The 17,379-nt window shown below is 72.8% G+C and carries 18 protein-coding genes; 11 read left to right on the top strand and 7 right to left on the bottom strand.

The genetic code is table 11. The features are described 5' to 3' along the window. Positions 1–5: 5 nt before the first annotated feature. Complete coding sequence (locus tag ABD297_RS06370; protein ID WP_344253988.1) at positions 6–1,145, top strand: D-alanine--D-alanine ligase family protein; 1,140 nt, start codon at positions 6–8, stop codon at positions 1,143–1,145. 103 nt (positions 1,146–1,248) lie between these two features. On the opposite strand, the gene ABD297_RS06365 is transcribed toward ABD297_RS06370, so the two are convergent. Then, positions 1,249–1,647, bottom strand: coding sequence for a DUF3515 family protein (locus tag ABD297_RS06365; protein WP_344253987.1), 399 nt, complete (start codon positions 1,645–1,647; stop codon positions 1,249–1,251). A gap of 61 nt (positions 1,648–1,708) precedes the next feature. Continuing rightward, complete coding sequence (locus tag ABD297_RS06360; RefSeq protein ID WP_030146698.1) at positions 1,709–1,942, bottom strand: Lrp/AsnC family transcriptional regulator; 234 nt, start codon at positions 1,940–1,942, stop codon at positions 1,709–1,711. A 255-nt stretch (positions 1,943–2,197) separates the two neighbouring features. Here ABD297_RS06360 and thiL point away from each other — a divergent pair, with 255 nt between their 5' ends. Continuing rightward, positions 2,198–3,166 (top strand): thiamine-phosphate kinase, encoded by a 969-nt coding sequence (gene thiL, locus ABD297_RS06355; protein WP_425581137.1) that lies wholly within the window; start codon positions 2,198–2,200, stop codon positions 3,164–3,166. Between the two features lie 239 nt (positions 3,167–3,405). Here the strand turns inward: thiL and rpmB are convergent, their stop codons facing one another. Both rpmB and ABD297_RS06345 read right to left on the bottom strand, forming a co-directional pair. Further along, positions 3,406–3,594: a 50S ribosomal protein L28 gene (gene rpmB, locus ABD297_RS06350; RefSeq protein WP_020142801.1), complete on the bottom strand. Its 189-nt coding sequence runs from the start codon at positions 3,592–3,594 to the stop codon at positions 3,406–3,408. Positions 3,595–3,774: 180 nt separating this feature from the next. Continuing rightward, on the bottom strand, positions 3,775–4,551 hold the full coding sequence (locus tag ABD297_RS06345; RefSeq protein ID WP_425581135.1) for a fructosamine kinase family protein: 777 nt from the start codon (positions 4,549–4,551) through the stop codon (positions 3,775–3,777). 208 nt (positions 4,552–4,759) lie between these two features. Here ABD297_RS06345 and ABD297_RS06340 point away from each other — a divergent pair, with 208 nt between their 5' ends. The 8 genes from ABD297_RS06340 (at position 4,760) to mutM (ending at position 12,557) form a co-directional block, all read left to right on the top strand. Continuing rightward, the gene (locus ABD297_RS06340; RefSeq protein ID WP_344253984.1) at positions 4,760–6,553 is read left to right on the top strand and encodes a DAK2 domain-containing protein; all 1,794 of its coding nucleotides are present in this window, start codon (positions 4,760–4,762) and stop codon (positions 6,551–6,553) included. Between the two features lies 1 nt (position 6,554). Next, the gene (locus ABD297_RS06335) at positions 6,555–8,813 is read left to right on the top strand and encodes an ATP-dependent DNA helicase RecG (RefSeq protein WP_344253983.1); all 2,259 of its coding nucleotides are present in this window, start codon (positions 6,555–6,557) and stop codon (positions 8,811–8,813) included. A gap of 1 nt (position 8,814) precedes the next feature. Beyond that, positions 8,815–9,396, top strand: a complete 582-nt coding sequence (rsmD, locus tag ABD297_RS06330) for a 16S rRNA (guanine(966)-N(2))-methyltransferase RsmD (protein WP_344253982.1) — start codon at positions 8,815–8,817, stop codon at positions 9,394–9,396. Between the two features lie 44 nt (positions 9,397–9,440). Continuing rightward, positions 9,441–9,929, top strand: a complete 489-nt coding sequence (coaD, locus tag ABD297_RS06325) for a pantetheine-phosphate adenylyltransferase (protein WP_344253980.1) — start codon at positions 9,441–9,443, stop codon at positions 9,927–9,929. 89 nt (positions 9,930–10,018) lie between these two features. Beyond that, entirely contained in the window at positions 10,019–10,594 is a 576-nt protein-coding gene (locus ABD297_RS06320) for a YceD family protein (protein WP_344253979.1), read from the top strand. A gap of 1 nt (position 10,595) precedes the next feature. Then, complete coding sequence (rpmF, locus tag ABD297_RS06315; protein WP_030146690.1) at positions 10,596–10,790, top strand: 50S ribosomal protein L32; 195 nt, start codon at positions 10,596–10,598, stop codon at positions 10,788–10,790. 19 nt (positions 10,791–10,809) lie between these two features. Further along, complete coding sequence (gene rnc / locus ABD297_RS06310) at positions 10,810–11,691, top strand: ribonuclease III (RefSeq protein WP_344253978.1); 882 nt, start codon at positions 10,810–10,812, stop codon at positions 11,689–11,691. Positions 11,692–11,696: 5 nt separating this feature from the next. Beyond that, positions 11,697–12,557: a bifunctional DNA-formamidopyrimidine glycosylase/DNA-(apurinic or apyrimidinic site) lyase gene (gene mutM, locus ABD297_RS06305; RefSeq protein ID WP_344253977.1), complete on the top strand. Its 861-nt coding sequence runs from the start codon at positions 11,697–11,699 to the stop codon at positions 12,555–12,557. A gap of 47 nt (positions 12,558–12,604) precedes the next feature. Here mutM and ABD297_RS06300 read toward each other — a convergent pair whose 3' ends face one another. From ABD297_RS06300 to ABD297_RS06290, 3 genes are read right to left on the bottom strand one after another with little or no spacing between them, the layout of a single operon-like run. Then, positions 12,605–12,937 (bottom strand): hypothetical protein, encoded by a 333-nt coding sequence (locus ABD297_RS06300; RefSeq protein WP_344253976.1) that lies wholly within the window; start codon positions 12,935–12,937, stop codon positions 12,605–12,607. A gap of 13 nt (positions 12,938–12,950) precedes the next feature. Beyond that, positions 12,951–14,711 carry a sodium:solute symporter family protein gene (locus ABD297_RS06295; RefSeq protein WP_344253975.1) on the bottom strand — a complete coding sequence of 587 codons (1,761 nt, stop codon included), beginning with the start codon at positions 14,709–14,711 and terminating at the stop codon, positions 12,951–12,953. A 60-nt stretch (positions 14,712–14,771) separates the two neighbouring features. Then, positions 14,772–16,055 (bottom strand): NAD(P)/FAD-dependent oxidoreductase, encoded by a 1,284-nt coding sequence (locus ABD297_RS06290; RefSeq protein ID WP_344253974.1) that lies wholly within the window; start codon positions 16,053–16,055, stop codon positions 14,772–14,774. Positions 16,056–16,078: 23 nt separating this feature from the next. Between ABD297_RS06290 and ABD297_RS06285 the strand changes: the two genes are divergently transcribed. Next, complete coding sequence (locus ABD297_RS06285) at positions 16,079–17,374, top strand: hydroxyacid-oxoacid transhydrogenase (RefSeq protein ID WP_344253973.1); 1,296 nt, start codon at positions 16,079–16,081, stop codon at positions 17,372–17,374. The last annotated feature ends 5 nt before the right edge of the window (positions 17,375–17,379 follow it).

Here is a 17,379-nt window from a genome sequence, read left to right as displayed (position 1 = left end):
GTCTGATGACCACGGACCAGCCCCAGCCCGACCAGCCGAGCCGCCGCCCCCGCGTCGCCATCGTCTTCGGAGGCCGCTCCTCCGAGCATGCCGTCTCCTGCTCGACGGCCGCGAGCGTCCTGCGCTCCATCGACCGCGACAAGTACGACGTCGTCCCCGTCGGCATCGCCCGCGACGGCCACTGGGTGCTCGTCGCCGACGACCCCGAGCCGCTGCGGCTGCTTCCCGGCCGGACGCCCGAGGTCGACGGCGCCGGGGCGTCCGTCGTCGTGCCCCTGAGCACCGGTGACCGCTCGCTGACCGTCCTCGAGCCCGGTGAGCCGCCGCGCGCGCTCGGCGACGTCGACGTCGTCTTCCCGCTCCTGCACGGCCCGTTCGGCGAGGACGGCACGATCCAGGGCCTGCTCGACCTCGCCGACGTGCGCTATGTCGGCTCCGGTGTCACGGCCTCGGCGGTCATGATGGACAAGGCGATGATGAAGGTCGTCTTCGAGGCCGCCGGTCTCAAGGTCGGACCGTACGTCGTCATCACCGACCGCGACTGGCGCCGGGACCCCGAGGCCGCCCTGTCGCGAGTCGACCCGCTCGGTTGGCCGGTGTTCGTCAAGCCGGCCCGGGCCGGCTCGAGCATGGGCATCTCGAAGGTCGACGACGCGTCGGGCCTGCGCGCCGCCGTCGAGGCCGCGCGCGAGCACGACCCCAAGGTCGTCGTCGAGGCCGCCGTCGTCGGACGCGAGATCGAGTGCGGGGTCCTCGACGGACACGACACCGACGGGCCGCGCACCTCCGAGCTCGGCGAGGCCGTCGTCGTGTCGGGCCACGCGTTCTACGACTTCGAGGCGAAGTACCTCGCCGACGGCGACGTGCGGCTCGACTGCCCGGCCGACGTGCCGGCCGAGGTGGCCGACCGGATCCGGGAGATGTCGGTGCTCGCCTTCGAGGCCGCCGGCTGCGAGGGCCTGGCCCGGGTCGACTTCTTCTACACGCCCTCGGGCGACGTCGTCATCAACGAGATCAACACGATGCCGGGCTTCACGCCGCACTCGATGTACCCGCGCATGTGGGCGGCGTCCGGCCTGGCGTACCCCGACCTCATCGACGAGCTCATCTCGCTCGCCCTCGAGAGGCGCACGGGCCTGCGCTGACGTGCCCCCGGGTGGGCGCTGGTGTGCCCGCCGTGCTCGTCCCTCACGTCGGCGTGACGGGTCAGTACACGGCATACGGACGGTCGTATGCCGTGCGGCCGGGTCAGCCGACGCAGTGGCGGCCGGTCTCCGGGAGGGTCTTGGCGACCGCGGTGAAGGCCGGCAGGAGCAGGGGCACGGCGCCGTAGGTCGCCGGCGCGAGCACCTCGATGGCCGGGTCGCGCCCGTAGGTCGTGGCCGCCGACCCGTCGGACAGCGGTCGCACGACCCAGTCGACGCCGTCGACGGTGACGCAGTCCTGCGTCGTGGGGGCGAGGGGGTCCATGCCGCAGCGCGCGATGATCGCCGGGTCGCCCCACGCCGCGACCGAGCGGTCGTCGGGCTGCGTGGTGACGCGGGGGTGGCCGCTGACCTCACCGGGCCAGGGCGCCGACGTGCACACCGGCGCGGATGCCTGGGGGGCCAGCGCGACCTCGGGGGCGTGGCTGCACGCGGACAGCACGACGGCGGCGCCGATGAGCGCCGCCGTCGTGAGGTACGGGCGTCCGGTCAGGGGGCCGGCCTCAGACGTGGACGACCGTGCAGGTCAGGGTCCGGGTGATGCCCGGGACGTCCTGGAGCTTGGCGATGACGAGGCGACCGAGGTCGTCGACGTTGGAGGCCTCCACGCGGGCGATGACGTCGTAGGGACCCGTCACGTCCTCGGCGAGGGTCACGCCCGAGATGCCGGCGATCTGCTCCGCCACGCTCGCGGCCTTGCCGACTTCGGTCTGAATCAGGATGTAGGCCTGGACCACGTGTCACCTCACTGTGTGTCGATCGTTGGTCGGCCGGGAGGGGGCGCGATGGCCCGGCACCGGCCGGTCGGAACGGCAGGTCCCAGTGTGACTGTGACCGTGCCCTGACGCTACCTTGCCATGGGGCTCCACGTCCCCTGGAAACCGGGCCCGACGAGGGCCGTCCACCGGAAGGGTGAGTGGTCCGTGCCGAACACCGAGCGGCTCGAGGGACTCGAGCGGGCCGAACGGCTCGACCGCGTCGAGCGAGGCCCGATGATGACGGGCGGCACCCCGCTGCGCTCCCTCGACGAGGACGAGCTGCTGGCCCGCATCCTGCCCGGCTTCCCGGTGAGCGACGACCTCGTGGTGGCGCCCGGCGACGACGCCGCCGTGCTGCGCACCACGGGGCGCGTCATCGCCACGACCGACACCGTCGTGCTCGGCCGCGACTGGCTCGACGCCTGGTCCTCGGGCGCCGACATCGGTCACAAGGTCGTGGCGCAGAACCTCGCCGACGTGGCCGCCATGGGCGGCCGGCCCACCGGTGTCCTCGTCACTCTCGTCGCCGACCCCGAGCTCTCGCTCGAGTGGGTGCTCGACCACGTCCGCGGCCTGTCCGAGGCCTGCCTCGAGGCCGGGGTGGCGGTGCTCGGCGGCGACCTGTCGTCGGCGCCGGCGGGCGTCGTCATGGTCTCGGTCACGGCCCTCGGACGCCTCGACGGCGAGCCGGTGCTGCGATCGGGGGCCCGCCCGGGCGACGTCCTCGCCGTCCACGGGACGCTCGGTCTCGCCGACGCGGGGCTGCGGCTGCTCCGGGCCGATGCGGTCGAGCGGCTGCCCGTGGCGGTCGAGCGTCAGCGGCGTCCCCAGCCGCCGCTCGCGGCCGGGCCCGAGGCGGCCGCCGCCGGGGCCACCGCCATGCTCGACCTCAGCGACGGCCTGCTGCGCGACGGTGGCCGCCTGGCGCACGCGAGCCACGTCGTCGTCGACCTGGACCCAGGGGCGCTCGCGGGCGACGTCGACGCCCTGACCGGGGCGCTCGGGGCCGAGGTGGCCCTCGACTGCGTGCTCGCCGGAGGGGAGGAGCACTCGCTGCTCGCCACCTTCCCGGCCGGCTCGGTGACGGACGGATGGCGGGTCATCGGTTCGGTCCGGGCGCCGGCAGAGGGTGAGGCGGACGGGATCGTCGTCGCGGGTCGGGCCGTCGCGCACACCGGGTGGGACCACTTCCGCAACGGCTGAGCCGCAGCCCCGCTCGTCGACGGGGGTGTCCGTCGTCGGACCGGCCGCGAGATCGCGCGCCCGGTGCGCCGGGGCGACCTCACCTGCGCGATCACCTGCACGACGTCGCGGACCATCACGTATGCCGGGTGCCCGGCATACCGGCCACGGCTCGGGGGGAGCGGGGACGGGTGACACGACGGACACGACGAAGGCCGGCCCCCGTGCGGGGACCGGCCTTCAACGTTGGTGAGGGACGTTCAGCGAACGACCTTGCCCGCCTTGAGGCAGGAGGTGCAGACGTTGAGTCGCTTCGGCGTCACACCGTCCACCAGCGTCCGAACGCGCTGGATGTTGGGGTTCCAGCGGCGCTTGGTGCGGCGGTGCGAGTGCGAGATGTTGTGACCGAAGCTCGGTCCCTTGCCGCAGACGTCGCAGTTGGCAGCCACGGGTATCTCCTGAAAGTTCGATGTCGACGAAATGCTGTGCTCCACCACCGGATCGGGTCGACGCACACGAGGGCGCGCGTCACCCCGCAGTGCACGGGGGGAACCGGTAAAGAGTAGCCGACGAGTCGCTCGGACGACAAAACGGCGGAGCGGGCCGCCGGGCCGGGGTCCGAGCCCGCCTCACGCGAAGGCGCGGGCGGACTCGACGAGCTGGACGGCATACGCAGGCCCGTGCGACGCCGCGTGCACGGCGAGCGGGTGCAGCTGGTGCAGGCCCACGAGAGCCCGACATCCCGGCTCGAGCCCGGCGGCCTCCTCGTAGGCGGCGAGGACCCGGTCGAGGCCGGGGCACCCGAAGAGCGCGAGCATCGCCAGGTCCGTGAGGCCGTGCCCGCCGTGCGCCGCGGGGTCGATGAGGACGGCGCCGGCAGCAGTGAAGACGACGTTGCCCGACCACAGGTCGCCGTGGATCCGCGCGGGCGCACGGTGGTCGTCGAAGTCGCCCGACGCCAGGCGGTCGCACACCCGGTCGACGGTGCGGGCGCCGACGGCGTCGAGGTGTCCGCGGTCGACGGCTCGGCGCACGAACGGGCGCACCCGCTGCTCCGCGTAGAACCGTCCCCACGACGTGGTGGGGTCGTTGCCCTGGGTCTGCCGGCCGATCCACGCGTCGCCGCTCCATCCGGGCGGCGGCGACCCGAAGGCCGGGGCGCCGGCGCCGTGCGTGACCGCGAGGCCCCGCCCGAGAGCCTCGGCGGCCTCCGGGGTCGGGCGCGCCGGGTGCAGGCGCTCGAGGTCGATGTGGTCGGGGCCGACGCCTCGCACCTCCACGACCCGGGCCCCACCGAGGGGCTGCGCCTCGCCGAGCCAGCGCAGGCCGGCCGCCTCGACCTCGAAGAAGCCGTCAGGGGCGGCTGCCCACGACTTGCGGTGGTGGGCGGACGAGGGGGTCGGCACGGCGACCACGCTAGCCGCACCCGATCGGCACGGACTCGGCATCCGATCGGCAGGGACTCGACATCCGATCGGCCGCGGCTCGGCACGCAGCGGTGCATGCGACGGTCCGACCGAGGCGCTAGCCTGCCGAGGACCGGCGAGCCCGCGACTCGTTCGAGGTCCGGACGACGTCCGGGCGCCGGGTCACGTCCGACGAGCAGGAGGTCCGATGCCCGGCGCCGAGCCGACGCCCGAGGGGCCGCTGACGCTGCTCGACCTCGTCGCCGTGCGCCGCTGGGCGGTCCTGACCCGGTCGCTCTTCGCGGCAAGGCGCGCCGAGATCGACGCCCTCAACGTCTTCCCTGTGCCCGACGGCGACACGGGGACCAACCTCTACCTCACCTTCGACGGCGCGGTCGAGCGCACCCTGGCCACGAGCGACGTCGCGACGGCCGACGCGCTGCTCGCGGTCTTCGCCAAGCACCTGCTCTGGACGGCCCGCGGCAACTCCGGCGTCATCCTCAGCCAGCTGGCCAGGGGCCTGGCCGAGGGCTGTGCCGGCGCCGCGGAGATCGACGGTCGGGTGCTGGCCATCGGTCTGCGCCACGCCGAGGCGCGGGCGCGACAGGCCGTGACGGACCCCAAGGAGGGGACCATCCTCACGGTGGCGAGCGCGATGGCCGAGGCGGCGGAGCGGGCCTGCGGCGCCGACCTCACGTCCGGCGACGTACCGTCCGGCGACGCACCGTCGGCTGACGCACCATCGGCTGGCGCACCGTCCGACGCCCCTGGGGAGACGCCGGTCGGCGTGCACGTCGTGGCCTCGGCCGCCGTCGAGGCCTCCCGCGAGGCGCTGGCCCGCACCCCCGAGCAGCTCGAGGTGCTCGCGAGGGCCGGGGTCGTCGACGCCGGCGGCGCCGGGCTCGTCGTGCTGCTCGAGTGCCTGGAGCGGGTGTGCGCCGGCCAGCGGGCCCGGTCCGGTGCCGAGGACTCCGACCGCCGCTCCCGCCGCCGGCCCGACCCGGCAGGCGCGGGCCTGGCCGGTGGACGTCCCGCGAGCGTCGACACCGAGGGCATCCCCGAGTTCGAGGTGATGTACCTCCTCGCGGAGTCCGACGACGCCGCCGTCGAGGTCCTGCGGGCACGTCTCGTCGAGCTCGGCGACTCCGTCCTCGTCGTCGGAGGCGACGGCGAGTGGAACGTCCACGCGCACGTCGACGACGCCGGGGCGGCCGTCGAGGCCGGTATCGAGGCCGGTCGACCACACCGCGTCCGCATCTCGCGACTCACCGACGGGCACGAGCCCGGCAGCCGCTTCGAGCGGGGCGCAGGGGCGGCCGCGGTCCCACGGGCCGGAGCAGCCATTGTCGCGTGCGCGGCGGGCGTCGGGCTCGAGGGACTCTTCGAGGACGCCGGCGCCGTGGTCGTGCGCTCCGGCCCCGGACGGCGGGCGTCCACCGGCGGTCTCATCGGCGCCATCCGCGAGCAGCACGCCCGGGGTGCCTCGGGCGTCGTCGTGCTGCCCAACGACGGCGACACGCTGCTCGCTGCCGCGGCGGCGGTCCGGGCCGTCGCCGACGACGGCATCGAGGCACACCTCGTGCACGTCCGCACCGCCGTGCAGGGCATCGCCGCCCTCGCCGTCTTCGAGCCCTCGGCCCCGGCCTCGGCCAACGTTCTGGCGATGCAGGCGGCGGCGTCGGCCACCCGGCACGGCGCCGTCACCGTCGCCAACCGGGCCGCCCTGACGAGCGGCGGGCCGTGCGAGGCCGGTGACGTGCTCGGCGTCGTGGACGGCGACGTCGTCATCGTCGGCTCCGACCAGCTCTCGGTGACGCGCGAGGTCGTGCGCCGCCTCCTCGCGAGCGGCGGCGAGCTCGTGACCGTCGTCGCCGGCGTCGACGCCCCGGAGGGACTGCTCCCGGCCGTCGCCGACGAGGCGAGGCGGGAGCAGCACGGCATCGAGGTGTCGCTCATCGACGGCGGCCAGGCCGTCTACCCCGTGCTGCTGGGGGTGGAGTGAGGTGCCCGTGCTCACCGAGGACTCGCCCCTGACCAAGCTCGTCAAGAAGAACGAGGCCGAGCAGCTCGCCCGCACCAAGGGCCTGCTCAGCGTGGCCGATCTCTTCGAGTTCGTGCCGCGACGCTACGTCCGGCCGGGCCAGCTGACCGACCTGTCCGCGCTCCACGTCGGCGAGGACGTCCTCGTCGTGGCCGAGGTCAAGACGGCGACGACCCGGTCCATGCGCAACCGCCGGGGCAAGATGCTGACGGTCGTCATCGGCGACGACCTCGGCAACGAGCTCGACGTGACCTTCTTCAGCGCCTACGGCCACGAGGGCAAGCTCCGGCCGGGGGTGCGCGGCTTCTTCGTCGGGCAGATCGGCGCCTACGGCCGTCGCCTGCAGCTGACCCACCCGGAGTACGAGCTCTTCGACGACGAGGAGGCGGGGGAGGCCGCCGTCGAGTGGTACCGCACGCACCGAGTGCCGGTCTACTCCACCACCGGCAAGCTCAACTCGCTGCGGCTGCGCAAGCTCGTGCACACGGCGCTCGACACCGTCGACCGCATCCGCGAGCCCGTCCCCGAGGACGTACGCGTGGCGCGCGGTCTCGTCGACCGGGCCGTCGCGCTCGAGCTCGTCCACCGCCCCGCCGTCGACGACCAGCCCGCCCGGGGCCTCGACCGCCTCAAGTACGACGAGGCCTTCGTCCTCCAGACGATCCTCGCCCAGCGTCGCAAGGCCGCCGAGTCCGAGCTCGCGACGCCGCGCCTCCCACGACCGGGCGGCCTCCTCGCCGCGTTCGACGCCCGCCTGCCCTTCGAGCTGACCGAGGGCCAGCGCGAGGTCGGTGAGGTGCTCGCGTCCGAGCTGGCGTCCGAGCGCCCGATGCACCGGCTGCTGCAGGGCGAGGTCGGCTCGGGCAAGACGGTGGTCGCCCTCCGGGCCATGCTCGCCGCCATCGACGCCGGCGGCCAGGCCGCACTGCTCGCACCGACGGAGGTCCTGGCGGCCCAGCACCACCGGTCGATCACGGCGATGCTCGGCGACCTGGCCCAGGGCGGGATGCTCGGGGGCTCCGAGTTCGGCACGACCGTGGCCCTGCTCACCGGCAGCCAGAACGCCGCCTCGCGCAAACGCTCCCTGCTCGACGCGGCATCGGGCGGGGCAGGCATCGTCGTGGGCACCCATGCCCTGATCCAGAAGCACGTGCAGTTCGCCGACCTGGCGCTGGTCGTCGTCGACGAGCAGCACCGGTTCGGTGTCGAGCAGCGGGACGCGCTGCGCGAGAAGGGGATCCGTCCACCCCACGTGCTCGTCATGACGGCGACGCCGATCCCGCGCACCGTCGCAATGACGGTCTTCGGCGACATGGAGACCTCCACCCTGCGCGAGCTGCCCCGCGGGCGCTCGCCCATCGCCACCCACGTCGTCGACGCAGAGAAACCGGGTTGGGTCGACCGTACCTGGCAGCGCGTGGCCGAGGAGGTCGCCAAGGGGCACCAGGCCTACGTCGTCTGTCCCCGCATCGGTGACGTCGACGACGAGCCGGGCTCGGCGGCGCTCTCCCGGGACACCTCCGACGAGGACGCCGGCTGGGACGCCCACTGGGACGGCGACGACGAGACGGGTCCGGACGCCGGGCCCGACGCTCCCACGAAGGAGCTGACCGGCGTCTACGCGATGCTCGCCACGCTGCGCGCCACCCCGGCGCTCGAGGGCGTGCGCCTCGAGGTGCTGCACGGCCGCCTCGACCCGGACGCCAAGGACGCCACCATGCGCGCCTTCGCCGCGGGCGACATCGACGTCCTCGTGGCCACGACCGTCATCGAGGTCGGTGTCGACGTGCCGAACGCCTCCGTCATGGTCGTCGTCGACGCCGACCGCTTCGGCATCTCACAGCTGCACCAGCTCCGTGGGCGCGTCGGCCGTGGCGCCGTGCCCGGCCTCTGCCTGCTCATGACCCAGGGGGCGGGGGAGCGGGCCGCCGAGCGCCTCGACCAGGTGGCGGCGACGACCGACGGCTTCGAGCTCGCCCGCGCCGACCTCCTGCTGCGCCGCGAGGGCGACGTGCTGGGCGCACGTCAGAGCGGCCGGGGCAACTCCGTGCGGCACCTGCGCCTCGGCCGGGCCGAGGACGAGCAGATCATCGCCGACGCCCGGGAGGACGCGTTCGCCCTCGTCGACCGCGACCCCGGGCTGCGTGAGCACCCGGCGCTCGCGGCGGCCGTCGCGATGCGCCTCGACGAGGACCAGGCCGTGTGGCTCGAGCGAGGATGAGATGACGCGGATCATCAGTGGGGCCGCCGGTGGGCGGCGGCTCCAGACGCCCCCGGGGTCCTCGACCCGTCCCACGTCGGACCGGGTCAGGGAGGCGCTCTTCAGCCGCCTCGAGCACCGCGGGCTGCTCGACGGGGCCAACGTCCTCGACCTCTACGCCGGGTCCGGGGCCCTCGGCCTCGAGGCTGCGAGCCGAGGGGCTGCGCTCGTGATGCTCGTCGAGTCCCACCGGGCGGCGGCGAAGGTCATCCGCGCCAACGTCGCCGTCGTCGGGCACGACGGCGTCCGGGTCCTCGCCGAGAGCGTGGAGCGCGCCCTCGCGGCGGGCCCTCCGCCGGGAGTGCGCATGGACCTCGTGCTGGTCGACCCGCCCTACGACGTGTCCGAGGAGGCGCTGGCGGCGGTGCTCGCCGCCCTCGTCGAGCAGCAGTGGCTCGCGCCGGAGGCGTTCGTCGTCGTCGAGCGCTCGAGCCGCTCGCCCCAGCCCACGTGGCCGGACGGGCTCGAGCTGTCGGGGGAGAAGCGCTACGGCGAGACCGCGGTGTGGTTCGCGGAGCCGCCGCCGCGCGAGGTCGTCGCCTGAGCCGGCTCCCGCCGGTGGCGTGACCCGGACGGTAGGTTGGGCGCGTGACGAGCGAAGCGCGCCGCTGTGTGTGTCCCGGCTCCTACGACCCGATCACCAACGGTCACGTCGACGTGGTGACCCGGGCCAGCAGGCTGTTCGACGAGGTCGTCGTCGCGATCCTGCACAACCCCAGCAAGCAGGGCGCGTTCAGCGTGCCGGAGCGCACCGACCTCATCGAGAGGTCCGTCGGGCACCTGCCCAACGTCCGCATCGGCGCCTGGGCGGGCACGCTCGTCGTCGACGTGTGCCGCGAGGTCGGGGCCGCCACGATGGTCAAGGGCCTGCGCGGCGGGACCGACTTCGCCTACGAGCTGCCCATGGCGCACATGAACCGCCACCTCACCGGTGTCGAGACCCTCTTCCTCGCGGCCGACCCGACCCTGCAGCACGTGTCGAGCTCGCTCATCAAGGAGGTCGTGCGCTACGGCGGCGACGTCCGGGGGCTCGTCCCGGACCCCGTCCTCGCGGCCCTGACCGACCGTCTCGCCTGATTTGGGCGCACGGCGCGCCTCTAGTAGCCTTGGAGGTCGGTCCACGTCCGTCTTGGCGCGGGCCGAATCCTCAACTGTGCGCAGGAGCCATGGACCTTCTCGATCCTCGTTCTCCTCTGGTGCTCGACACCAGGGAGCTCGTTCGGCGACCGGGAACGATGCTGGAGCTCTCGCGCACGGTGACGTTCCCCGAAGACCTCGGAACCGACGTCATCTCGATCCCGGCCGGTCATCCGGTCCAGGTCGAGGTGCGACTCGAGTCCGTCGTCGAGGGTGTCCTCGTGACGGGTTCGGTCAGTGGCACGGCGACCGGCGTCTGCGTGCGGTGCCTGGATCCTCTCGAGCTCGATGTCGAGGGGCGCTTCCAGGAGCTGTTCGCCTACGCCGACCGGGCGGCGCACCACCACGAGGTGGGAGCCGACTCGGACGAGGACGAGGTGCACGAGCTGGTCGGTGACCTCATCGACCTCGAGCCCGTGCTCCGGGACGCTGTCGTGCCGACGCTGCCGTTCCAACCGGTGTGCCGGCCGGACTGCCCGGGGTTGTGTTCCGAGTGTGGGATGCACCTCGCGGAGGACCCGGACCATCAACATGAAGTGATCGACCCGAGGTGGTCGTCCCTCAGTGGACTGCTGAGCGACGACCCGCAAGAGAAGAGGAACTGACGTGGCTGTCCCGAAGCGGAAGATGTCGCGCTCCAACACCCGTTCGCGTCGCGCGAACTGGAAGGCAACGCCGACGACGCTCACCACGTGCCCCCAGTGCGGTGCGGCGACCCAGCCGCACATCGCGTGCCCCTCGTGTGGCACGTACAAGGGCCGTCACTACGCCGTTGCCGAGCGCACCGAGCACCAGGCCTGATCACACCGTGAGCAGCCCCATGAGCGACCTTGGCGCTGGGGGTGTTCCGGCGGTGCCGCAGCGGCCCGTCGATGCTCTGATCGCCCACCTCCGCGAGGTGGTCGGCCAGGACATCGACGAGCCGCTGCTCCTGCGTTCCCTGACGCACCGCTCGTACGCCTACGAGAACGGTGGCCTGCCCAACAACGAGCGTCTCGAGTTCCTCGGTGACTCGGTGCTGGGACTCGTCGTCACCGACTCCCTCTACCGCGAGCACCCCGACCTCGCCGAGGGCCAGCTGGCCAAGCTGCGCGCGGCGGTCGTCAACATGCGCGCCCTGGCGGACGTCGCCCGCACCTTCGACCTCGGGCAGTACGTCATGCTCGGCAAGGGTGAGGAGGCGACCGGAGGCCGCGACAAGGCCTCGATCCTCGCCGACACCCTCGAGGCCCTCATCGGCACGGTGTTCCTCTCCACGGACATCGACTACGCCGCGCGCTTCGTGCACCACCACTTCGACGCCCTCATCGAGGACGCCGCCACCCTCGGCGCCGGGCTCGACTGGAAGACGAGCCTGCAGGAGATGGCCGCCGGGTCGGCGCTCGGCTCGCCCGAGTACCGCGTCGGCGAGCAGGGACCGGACCACGAGAAGGAGTTCCACGCCCGCGTCGTCGTCGGCGAGGAGGTCCTCGGTGAAGGTCACGGCCGGTCGAAGAAGGAGGCCGAGCAGAAGGCCGCCAAGGAGGCCTGGCACACGCTCGACGCCCGTCGCAAGCCGGTGGGCGCCGTGACCGCGGTGGATGCCGCGCCCGTCCTCGACCCGCTGGACCACGCGGGCACGTCGGCCGGTGCCGTCGCGTCGGCGACCTCCTCGGACCGTGCCGGTGGGCCGGCCGGCGCCCCGGGCTCGTCCCACGGCTGAGCCGCGTGCCTGAGCTGCCCGAGGTCGAGGTCGTCCGTCGTGGCCTCGCCGACCACGTCGTCGGTCGGCACGTCACCCGTGCCCGGATCACCGGAGTGCGCGTGGCCCGACGCCACGACGCCGGTCCCGAGGACCTCGCAGCGCGCCTGCACGACGTGACCGTCACGGCGGCCTCCCGCCGCGGCAAGTACCTGTGGCTGGCCCTCGACGGCGAGGACGCCCTCATCGTCCACCTGGGCATGAGCGGTCAGATGCTCGTCGAGCCGGCCGATGCACCGCTCGAGAAGCACTGCCACGCCAGGTTCGACTTCGCCGACGGCGGCCCGCAGCTGCGCTTCGTCGACCAGCGCACCTTCGGCGGGCTGGCGCTGTCACCCCTGCGCGCCGACGGTATCCCCGAGTCGGTCGCCCACATCGCGCCCGACCCGTTCGAGGCCGCCTACGACCAGGCCTCGGTCGTGCGTCGGATGAAGCAGCGCGACAGCGCCGTCAAGCGCGCCCTGCTCGACCAGACCCTCGTCTCGGGCATCGGCAACATCTATGCCGACGAGGCCCTGTGGCGGGCGCAGGTGCACGGAGAGCGGCTGTGCTCGTCGCTGACGAAGCCGACGCTGTCGCGCATCCTCGACCACGCCCGGGACGTCATGTCCGAGGCGCTCGGCCACGGCGGGACCAGCTTCGACGCGCTCTACGTCAACGTCAACGGGGCCAGCGGCTACTTCGACCGCTCGCTCCACGCCTACGGACGGGCGGGCACCCCGTGCGACCGGTGCGGCACGATCATGCGCCGCGAGCAGTTCATGAACCGCTCGTCGTTCTCGTGCCCGGTGTGCCAGCCCCGCCCGAGACGCCGCAACCCGTCCTGACCGTCGAGGACGAGGGACGGGCTGCGGGACCGTGGGACCGGTGGGTGTCAGTGCCCGCCGGGACGGCGCTTCGGCGCCGGGCGCACCGGGTCGTCGTCGGGCCGCTCCACGTGCTCGGGTACGACGATCGGCTTGACCCGTGCCCACACGACGAAGAAGGCGCTGACCACGATGAGGGCGATGCCGGCATACAGGTTGGCGTTGACGCCGCCCGTCTTGGCGAGCGCCTGGTCACCGAAGAGCCCCATGGCGAGCAGGATCACCCCGTAGAGACCGAGCAGGGCCCCGATGAAGTTGCGGATGTCGAAGGCACCCGCGGTGTGGCGCCCCTCGGGTGCCCCGTCGGGGTCGGGAGCGTCGAGATCGTGCTTCTGACTCATGTCGATGCTCCTGTCAGAACAAGAAGTTGAGGATGAGGACGAGGACGAGCGAGAGGCCCGCGAGGGGGAGCGTGCGCCGGAACCACGGGAGCTTGCGCTCCTCGGGGTCGACGAGGTCCTCGCGCGGCGTCTCGGAGTAGACGAGCCCGCGCAGCTCGCTCGCCGGCTTGGGCTCGGTCATGAGCGAGACGACGACGCTCAGCACGATGTCGACGACGAAGGCAGCGGAGGCCGCGACGAACGCGGCGCCCTGGCCGCCGAGGGGGATGACGCCGAGGCTGAGGGTCCCGAACGCGTCCTTGCTGAGGAAGGCGACGAGGACGGCCGACAGGGTGCCTGCCGAGAGGCCGACCCAACCTGCGGTCGCGGTCATCCGCTTCCAGAACATGCCGAGGATGAACGTCGCGAAGAGCGGCGCGTTGAAGAAGCCGAAGAGCGTCTGGAGGTAGTCCATGACGTTGCTGAACGAGCTTGCGACGATGGCGGTGAAGATGGCGATGACCGTCGCGCCGATGGTCGCGAGGCGGCCGATGCGCAGGTAGTAGTCGTCGCTGTGGTCCTTGCGGATGTAGCGCTGCCACAGGTCGTAGCTGAAGACGGTGTTGAACGCCGAGATGTTGGCGGCCATGCCGGCCATGAAGGCGGCGAGCAGTCCGGCGATGGCGACGCCGAGCAGGCCGTTGGGCAGGACGTCACGCATGAGCAGCAGCAGCGAGTCGTTGAACTTCACGCCCTCGCCCGAGGCCCCACCGGGGGGTGAGCCGCCGGCCTTGAGCTTGGTGATCTCCGGGACGAGGACCGCGGCGATCATGCCGGGCAGGATGACGATGAAGGGCACGAACATCTTGGGGAACGAGCCGATGATCGGCGTCTTGCGGGCCGCGGAGATCGAGTTGGACGCCATGGCGCGCTGGACCTCGACGAAGTTCGTCGTCCAGTAGCCGAAGGAGAGCACGAAGCCGAGGCCGAAGACGATGCCGATGACCGACCACACCGGGGAGCTGAAGCCGGAGAGGGCCTCGCCGGGCCAGGAGTGCAGCTGCTGGTCGGCCGAGGGCACCTTCGCGGCCGCGGCGGCCGGGGACGACGCGAACTCGGTGATCTTGTCCTTGAGCCCCTGGTAGCCACCCACGCGGTGCAGGCCGATGAGGGTCAGGGGCAGCAGCGCCGCCACGATGACGAAGAACTGGAGCACCTCGTTGTAGATCGCCGCCGAGAGGCCGCCGAGCGTGATGTAGGACAGCACGATCGCGGCCGCGACGAGCAGCGCCACCCACAGGGGCCAGCCGAGCAGCGCGTGCACGATCGAGCCGAGCAGGTAGAGGTTGACGCCGGCGATGAGCAGCTGCGCGACGGCGAAGCTGATCGCGTTGACGAGGTGGGCCCCGGTGCCGAACCGGCGGAACATGAACTCCGGGACCGATCGCACCTTCGAGCCGTAGTAGAAGGGCATCATCACGACGCCGAGGAACAGCATGGCGGGGATGGCGCCGACCCAGAAGTAGTGCACGGTCGAGATGCCGAGCTCGGCGCCGTTGGCCGACATGCCCATGATCTCGACGGCACCGAGGTTGGCCGAGATGAAGGCGAGGCCGGTGACCCAGGCCGGCAGCGACCGGCCCGAGAGGAAGAAGTCGATCGAGTCGGACACCGCGCGCCTCGCCATGACCCCGATGCCGAGGACGAAGACGAAGTAGAGCGCGATGATGACGTAGTCGACGGGTTTGGCGCTGATGAGGGTGTCCGCGGTGGGCAGACCCGCCAGTGCATGCATGCGTTCAGTCCCTTCGTTGGGCGACGACTCACGCTAACGCAGCGTCCGGCGCGGGGCGCGTCAGGACGGGTCGGTGTCTCGTGCCCGTGTGATGAGCCGTTTGAGCGGGACGGAGGTGTCCGTCGCGCCGTCGGCAGGGATGGTCATACCCTTCCCGAGCGCTCGTTTCACGGCGAGGTAGTCGGCAGGGACGCCCACCGACTCGACGGCGATGAGCAGGTCGTCGCGGTAGCTGAGCAGCGAGAACCGCTCTGCCGCAACGTCGCCCCGGACCACGGTGCGGTCTGCGCCGTGCGGGAGGCCCGCCATCTGCAGCCGCAGGTCGCCCTGGTCGCTCCAGAACCACGGCACGCTGTCGTATGCCGTGTCGTGGCCTGCGAGGGTCGCCGCGGCCGTGCGTGCCTGGTCGGTCGCGTGCGGCACGCTCTCGAGCCTCGTGGGTCCGGGCTCGCCGCGGGTGAACGGGTTGGGGCCGAGAGCGCAGTCGCCGGCCGCGACGGTCAGGCCGTCGGAGGTGCGGGCGTGCTCGTCGACGACGATGCCGTGGGGCTCGACGTGGAGGCCGAGCTGTTCGGCGAGCTCGGTGCGGGGGATGGCCCCGATGCCGACGACGACGAGGTCGGCGGGCACGGTCGTGCCGTCCGCGAGTTCGACACCGGTCACCGCACCGCCGGCGCCGTCGGTCCCGACGACGCGGACGGCGTCGCCGCCCAGCAGGATCCGGGTGCCTCGGCGCCGGTGCGCGTCGCGGACGGCGTCGGACAGCAGGGGGGTGACGGCGCGCCCGAGGAGGCGGTCGGTCACCTCGACGACCGTGACGGCGGCGCCGAGCGAGCGGGCCCCTGCGGCGATCTCGAGCCCGATGAAACCGCCACCCACGACGACGACCTGGCGGGCCGAACGGAGCCGTGGTGCGAGCCGGTCGGCGTCGGCGAGGGTCCGCACCGAGTGCACCCCGTCGAGCTCGGCGCCCTCGACGGGCAGCGTGCGGTTGGCGGCCCCCGTCGTCAGGGCCAGCCGGCCGAAGGTCAGGGTGCGTCCGGAGGCCGTGGTGGCGCTGCCGCCGGAGGTGTCCCGCCGGAGCGACACCACGCGGTCACCGGTGACGAGCTCGACGCCGAGGTCGGCGAACCAGGCCGCGTCGTGGAAGACGAGCGAGTCGCGGTGGTGCTCGCCGCGGAGGTAGCCCTTCGACAGTGGCGGCCGCTCGTAGGGCGGGTCCGACTCGTCGCCGACGAGCACCACGGGACCGGTGTCGCCGAGGTCGCGCAGGGCGGTGACGAGCGAGATGCCGGCCTGGCCGGCCCCGACGACGAGGGTGCCGGCGCGCTCGTCACTGGACATGGGTCCCAGCCTAGGGTGGCCCCATGACGTGGTCGCCTGCGAACCCCGAGTCCGTCTTCACCTACGGCGCCCCGCAGCTGAAGTTCGGTGCGGGAGCCGCCGACGAGATCGGCCACGACCTCGCAGCACTCGGTGCGCACCGCGTGCTCGTCGTCACCGACGCGGGCGTGCTGTCGACGGGCTGGCCCGACCGGGTCGCGGACGGCATACGAGGTTTCGGCATCGACGCGGTGGTGCACGACTCGGCCCACGTCGAGCCGACGGACGCGAGCCTCGTGGCTGCCGTCGAGCGAGCCCGCGCCGACGGGCCCTTCGACGGCTTCGTCGCCGTGGGTGGTGGCTCGGCCATCGACACCGCCAAGGCCGTCGACCTGCTGCTCAGCGACGGCGGCGAGCTGATGGACTACGTCAACGTGCCGGTCGGGGCGGGACGGGCCCCGAGCCGCCCCCTCGCGCCGCTCGTCGCGGTGCCGACGACGACCGGGACCGGTGCGGAGAGCACGACGATCTGCGTGCTCGACGTCCTCTCGCTCAAGGTCAAGACGGGCATCAGCCACGTGCGGCTGCGGCCGAGCCTGGCCGTGGTCGACCCCCGTCTGACGGCGACCCAGCCCGCCGGCGTCACGGCGAGCGCGGGCATGGACATCCTGTGCCACGCGCTCGAGAGCTGGACGGCGCGCCCGTTCACGAGCTACGAGCGCAAGCAGCCCGGGGAGCGGGTGCCGTACTGCGGCAGCAACCCGATCTCGGACATGTGGTCCGAACGGTCGATGTCCTTGCTGGCCAAGGCCTTCCGCACCGCGGTGCGCGACGGGTCCGACGAGGCGGCGCGCGGTGACATGGCGCTGGCCGCGACGTTCGCCGGGCTCGGCTTCGGCAACGCCGGGGTCCACGTGCCGCACGCCAACGCCTACCCGATCGCCGGTCGGGTGCGTGACTTCCACCCCGAGGGCTACCCGCAGGACGAGCCGATGGTGCCCCACGGCATGGCTGTTGCGCTGACGGCCCCCGAGGCCTTCCGGTGGACCTTCGAGTCCGACCCCGCCCGTCATCTGGCGGCCGCCCGGCTGCTCGACCCGGCCCACGGCGCCCGGTGGGACTCGGACGATCGGGACGTGCTCCCCGGGATCCTCGTCGACCTGATGCGCGACATCGGCCTGCCGAACGGGCTCGGGGAGGTCGGCTACGGCGAGCACGACGTGGCCGACCTCGTCGACGGCTCGCTCAAGCAGCAGCGGCTGCTGGCGACGAGCCCGCGCGAGGTCGGGCCGGACGACCTCCACGGCATCCTGACGCGGTCGTTGCAGCTCTGGGACTAGCTCGG

The organism is Terrabacter carboxydivorans (genome assembly GCF_039532035.1).
GTDB classification, from domain to species: Bacteria; Actinomycetota; Actinomycetes; order Actinomycetales; family Dermatophilaceae; genus Terrabacter; species Terrabacter carboxydivorans.
This window is presented reverse-complemented; position numbering and strand designations above follow the sequence as displayed.

Coding starts and splice junctions, on each gene's coding strand:
- ABD297_RS06300 (WP_344253976.1), bottom strand. CDS start 12,937: ATGAGTCAGAAGCACGATCTCGACGCTCCCGACCCCGACGGGGCACCC.
- ABD297_RS06370 (WP_344253988.1), top strand. CDS start 6: ATGACCACGGACCAGCCCCAGCCCGACCAGCCGAGCCGCCGCCCCCGC.
- rsmD (WP_344253982.1), top strand. CDS start 8,815: ATGACGCGGATCATCAGTGGGGCCGCCGGTGGGCGGCGGCTCCAGACG.
- ABD297_RS06285 (WP_344253973.1), top strand. CDS start 16,079: ATGACGTGGTCGCCTGCGAACCCCGAGTCCGTCTTCACCTACGGCGCC.
- thiL (WP_425581137.1), top strand. CDS start 2,198: ATGATGACGGGCGGCACCCCGCTGCGCTCCCTCGACGAGGACGAGCTG.
- ABD297_RS06340 (WP_344253984.1), top strand. CDS start 4,760: ATGCCCGGCGCCGAGCCGACGCCCGAGGGGCCGCTGACGCTGCTCGAC.
- rnc (WP_344253978.1), top strand. CDS start 10,810: ATGAGCGACCTTGGCGCTGGGGGTGTTCCGGCGGTGCCGCAGCGGCCC.
- ABD297_RS06295 (WP_344253975.1), bottom strand. CDS start 14,711: ATGCATGCACTGGCGGGTCTGCCCACCGCGGACACCCTCATCAGCGCC.
- ABD297_RS06290 (WP_344253974.1), bottom strand. CDS start 16,055: ATGTCCAGTGACGAGCGCGCCGGCACCCTCGTCGTCGGGGCCGGCCAG.
- ABD297_RS06320 (WP_344253979.1), top strand. CDS start 10,019: ATGGACCTTCTCGATCCTCGTTCTCCTCTGGTGCTCGACACCAGGGAG.